The sequence below is a fragment of the Nocardia sp. NPDC058497 genome (assembly GCF_042720195.1).
Lineage (GTDB): Bacteria > Actinomycetota > Actinomycetes > Mycobacteriales > Mycobacteriaceae > Nocardia.
In genome coordinates this window covers 1-4297 of record NZ_JBHXMY010000031.1, presented here as the reverse complement: position 1 = coordinate 4297, position 4297 = coordinate 1, and the positions used below count along the sequence as shown (strand labels likewise).

Genomic DNA, 4297 nt, shown 5'->3' with positions numbered 1-4297 from the left:
GGGTCTCTACAGCCCCGGCGACTCGCTGCCGCATCGACTGCCCGCGGGCGTGAAGCTGGCGCTGCTGGTGGTCGCGATCGTCGCGATGACGGTGTTCGTGCGCAGCCCGCTCGGTGTAGCGGGCGCGGTGGTCGTCGTGGCCTGCCTGTTCGCGCTCGCGCGGATCTCCTGGCGGGTGGCCCTGGCCCAGGTGCGTCCGGTGCTGTGGATGACGCTGATCATCGGGGTGTTCCAGCTGCTCACCACGTCGCCCGCGCGGGCCGTCGTCGTCTGCGGTGTCCTGCTCGTCTCGGTGGCGCTGGCGGCGCTGGTGACGGTGACGACCCGGGTCACCGACATGCTCGACGCGCTGACCCGCGCGCTCGGACCGCTGCGCCGCGTCGGGGTGAATCCCGAACGGGTGAGTCTGCTGCTGGCCCTGGCCATCCGGTGCGTTCCGCTGCTGGCGCAGATCGTGCACGAGGTCGCCGAGGCGCGGCGGGCGCGCGGCGTCTCCTGGTCGGCGACCGCCCTGGTCACGCCGGTGCTGGTCCGCGCGTTGCGCACGGCCGACGCGATGGGCGAGGCCCTGGCCGCCCGCGGCGTCGACGACGACTGAACTGCCCTCTTGCCATTAGTAGACGACCGGTCGTATAGTTCGACGCATGGCACGACCACGGCGTAGCGACGACACGCGGGCCCTCCTCATCGAGGAGGGCGCGGCAGGTCTGCTGTCCAACGGCTATCACGGCACCGGCATCAAGCAGGTGCTCGACAAGGTCGGTGTGCCGAAGGGGTCGTTCTACAACTACTTCGACAGCAAGGAGGGCTTCGCGCACGCGGTGATCGAGCATCACTCGCTGTGCGTGCAGCGCAACCTGGCCGCGGCGTTCGCCGGCGCCCCCGACGCGCTCACCGGACTTCGCCGGTTCTTCGGCAAGCTCACCGATGATTTCGTGGCCGCCGACTACACCGGCGGCTGCCTGATCGCCAATCTCGGCGGCGAGCTGGAGGGCAGCGAGGTGCTGCGGACAGCGCTGTCGGCCGCGTGGGCGTCCTGGCGGGACGGCGTGGCCGATGCGCTGCGCACCGCGCAGGCCGAGGGTGCGGTGCGCGCCGACATCGATGCCGTCGAGCTCGCCGATCTGCTGCTCGAATCCTGGGAGGGTGCGGTGATCCGGATGAAGATCGACCGCACGATCGAGCCGCTCGAGAAATGCCTGCGCCGCCTGCTCGACGACTACTTCCGGCCGTGATCGCGCCGCTGTCCTGACCTGACCGCCTGGTCTGCCCGAAGTCTCCCCGGTTGCTCATTCAAAGACGACCGGTCGTATATTCACCCGAAAGGATCAGTCCATGTCGATACCCAAGACGGGCATCGTGACCGGCGCCTCCAGTGGAATAGGCCGCGATGTCGCCCGCGCCTTCGTCGCCCGCGGTGACGCGGTCGTCCGCGGCGGACGCGACGCGGACAAGCTCGCCGCCGTCGCCGCCGAGCTGGCCGCCCCGGACCGAGTGGTCACGGTGGCCGGCGATATCGGTTCGCCCGCAACGGGATCGGCGTACGTACGGGCCGCGCTGGACCGGTTCGGCCGGGTCGACGCGCTGGTCAACAGCGCGGGCGTGTTCGGCGCGACCCCGTTCGTCGACGTCACCGAGGCCGAGCTCGACCGCTATCTCGGCGGCAACCTCAAGGGCACCTACTTCACCACCCAGGCCGTGGTGCGCCAGCTGCTCGCCCAGGGCGAGGGCGGCAGCATCGTGAACATCGGCACCGTGCTCATCGACCACGCCATGACCGGATTGCCCGCCTCGGCGGCGCTGATCAGCAAGGGCGGCGTGCACGCGCTCACCACCAGCCTGGCCGCCGAACTCGCACCGGCCAGGATCCGGGTGAACGCGGTCGCCCCCGGCATCATCCGCACCCCGCTGTTCGGCGACGGCGATGTCCGCGCCGCCGCGAGCGCGGCGCTGCTCGGCCGGATCGGCGAGGTCGCCGACACCACCGCGGCCGTGCTGTACCTGGCCGACGCCGAATTCGTCACCGGCCACATTCTCCCCGTCGACGGCGGGTTCATTTCGGGCCGGGCGGCGTGATCAGCGAAATATCTTCGCTACCAAAACATTCGGGGACCTGCGGCTCGGTCCCCGGCCATGCTGTCAGAGGCCGCACCCACAGCGAAAGGACACGGTCATGCCGTATGTGAACATCAAGGTCACCGATGAAGGGGTCACCCCGGAGCAGAAGGCGCAGCTGATCAGGGGCGTCACCGATCTGCTCTTCGATGTTCTCGGCAAGGCGCCCGACAGCACCTATGTCGTGATCGACGAAGTGCCGCTGACGGATTGGGGTGTGGGCGGGCTCAACGTCGCCGAGTACCGCGCGAAACGCGCCGCGCAGGGATGAGCATTCTCCGGTGAGCCGGGTGCGGGTACTCCGCGCCCGGCTCACCGGCGTTCAGGCTGGGCCGTCGAACGGCACGGAGGCGTCGAGTGCGAACCAGCCCATGGGGATTCGCTTGCTCTGTGTGCGGAAGTAGCTCGGGCCCAGCCACAGGTCCGGCTCGATCTCGCGCAGTTCGTCGTAGATCCGGCGGGCCGGTCGGCGCGACCCGACCCGCGGGTCGTCGTAGTCGAACAGCACCGCAGGTCGCCCGTCGATGACGGAATCACCTACCGTCGCCACGAAATTCAGCGCGCGCATGCCGCCGAGCAGGCGAAAGACATTGTGGCCGACCGCGACACCGCCGTCCACGTGACGAAACGACTTCGCCACCCAGAAGTACGACGGCCGCGCCATCACCGGCGCGAGCACCCGCTCGCCGGATCCGGGAAACGATCGCATCGTCACGTCACCGTCGAGCCGGGCGAACTCGGCCGCCGTCACGTCGGGCGCGGCGGCGAACAACCGGCGGAACTCGGCCAGGCCCGCCGCGGACAGCGCGTCCAGGCGGGGCCGGTGGCCGGATGGACAGGGGACCGGCATCAGACCGTCGGCGGACAGCGGTGTGTGTGTCACACCTCGCATAGTGCCAACAATCGGTGCCGCGCGGCACCGGAATCGGGAGCCCGGTGATCATCGGCCGCCGCAACGACGAAGGCGGCGACCCGGGGAAATCCGGATCACCGCCTTCGGTGTCTGTCGCTCTAGCTCAGCCGCGCAGCGCGTACGGTTCGATCGCGCCGCGCTCGAGGGCGCGGGCGTCGATGGTCTCGGCGCGGTAGGGGAGCAGGGCCAGGCGATCGGCCATGCCGCGCACCGGGTCCTCGATCTTCTCGTTCAGGCCGAACAGGAAGGTCCACTCGTGCTCGTCGCTGCCGTAGGGGACCACGGTGGCGAACTGCTCGTGGAACCGGCCCCACGACCGCTTGAGGGTCTCGTTGCGCCACATGGTCGCGCAACCGGCCTGGGCCGACAGCACGCCGCCGGGGGCCAGCAGTGCCTTACATCGGGACAGGAACTCCGACTCGTAGAGGCGGTTGTGCTGGGCGTCCTCGACACGCTCGTCCGGCAGATCGATGACGATCACGTCGTAGCGGGTGCCCGCCTCCTGCGCCTTGGCCAGGAAGTCCCAGCCGTCGGCGTAGTGCACGTGCACCGGGCCTTCGCCCTTCACCGCGGCGGTGAGCTCGTCGGTGGTGTAGCCGTAGGGCAGGTGCTGTGCGCACAGCTCCACCTCGAGCTGGTCGATGTCGACGTGGTCGACGTGGGTCGCCCCGGCCGCCACCGACATCTGCGAGGCGACACCCTCGCCGGAACCGATGATCAGCACCCGGTCGAGCTTCTCCGCGAGCACGAACGCCGGGACCATCATGGCCTCGTGGTAGGTGACCTGGGAGAACTCGGTGGACTGACGATCGTCGTCGGAGAACAGGGAGATGCCCTGATCGGTCCGCGCGATCACCATGTGCTGGAACGGGGTGTTGGTGTCCACGATCACCTCGTGCAGATCCCAGATCCGGGTCAGGCCGTCGCCCACCGGTTCGTAGATCTTCTCGGCGCCGTGGCCGCGCTGGACGACCTGCATCCGAACATTCTTGGGAGACAGCTTGTCTCGCAGAAGTTCCACAGCCTTCGTCGCGCCCGCACCGATGCTGCCGCAGGTGAAGACGTCGACGAAGATGTCGCCGGACTCCGGATAAGTGTGAATCGAGGCGTGGGACTCCGACAACAGGGCGAGGACGGTCACCCCCTGCGGTTCGAACTTTTTGTGAACGACATCGCAGATGGTGACGCCCGCCGCGATCAGAGACTCACGCAACGCCGATTCGAGTCGTTGGTGTTAGGGACACCAGTGTGTGTCGGCAACACCCAAAA

General features: G+C 68.7%; 6 protein-coding genes and 1 pseudogene. 4 read left to right on the top strand and 3 right to left on the bottom strand.

The window, feature by feature from the left end; genetic code table 11:
• The 4 genes from ACFWPJ_RS04065 to ACFWPJ_RS04050 all read left to right on the top strand — a co-directional run.
• Positions 1–598 (top strand): energy-coupling factor transporter transmembrane component T family protein (locus ACFWPJ_RS04065; RefSeq protein WP_378846879.1); only part of this gene is annotated, 598 nt, incomplete at its 5' end.
• Between the two features lie 46 nt (positions 599–644).
• Positions 645–1235, top strand: a complete 591-nt coding sequence (locus ACFWPJ_RS04060) for a TetR family transcriptional regulator C-terminal domain-containing protein (RefSeq protein ID WP_378846876.1) — start codon at positions 645–647, stop codon at positions 1233–1235.
• Positions 1236–1335: 100 nt separating this feature from the next.
• Complete coding sequence (locus tag ACFWPJ_RS04055) at positions 1336–2076, top strand: SDR family NAD(P)-dependent oxidoreductase (protein WP_378846873.1); 741 nt, start codon at positions 1336–1338, stop codon at positions 2074–2076.
• A 97-nt stretch (positions 2077–2173) separates the two neighbouring features.
• On the top strand, positions 2174–2386 hold the full coding sequence (locus ACFWPJ_RS04050; protein ID WP_378846869.1) for a 4-oxalocrotonate tautomerase family protein: 213 nt from the start codon (positions 2174–2176) through the stop codon (positions 2384–2386).
• 51 nt (positions 2387–2437) lie between these two features.
• On the opposite strand, the gene ACFWPJ_RS04045 is transcribed toward ACFWPJ_RS04050, so the two are convergent.
• From ACFWPJ_RS04045 to speD, 3 genes and pseudogenes are all read right to left on the bottom strand, one after another.
• Complete coding sequence (locus tag ACFWPJ_RS04045; RefSeq protein WP_378846866.1) at positions 2438–2998, bottom strand: hypothetical protein; 561 nt, start codon at positions 2996–2998, stop codon at positions 2438–2440.
• A gap of 133 nt (positions 2999–3131) precedes the next feature.
• Positions 3132–4007 carry a spermidine synthase gene (locus ACFWPJ_RS04040; protein ID WP_378846927.1) on the bottom strand — a complete coding sequence of 292 codons (876 nt, stop codon included), beginning with the start codon at positions 4005–4007 and terminating at the stop codon, positions 3132–3134.
• Positions 3999–4247: pseudogene (speD, locus tag ACFWPJ_RS04035) on the bottom strand (adenosylmethionine decarboxylase); the annotation flags it as partial. The pseudogene speD and the gene ACFWPJ_RS04040, both read right to left, overlap by 9 nt.
• Positions 4248–4297 lie beyond the last annotated feature (50 nt).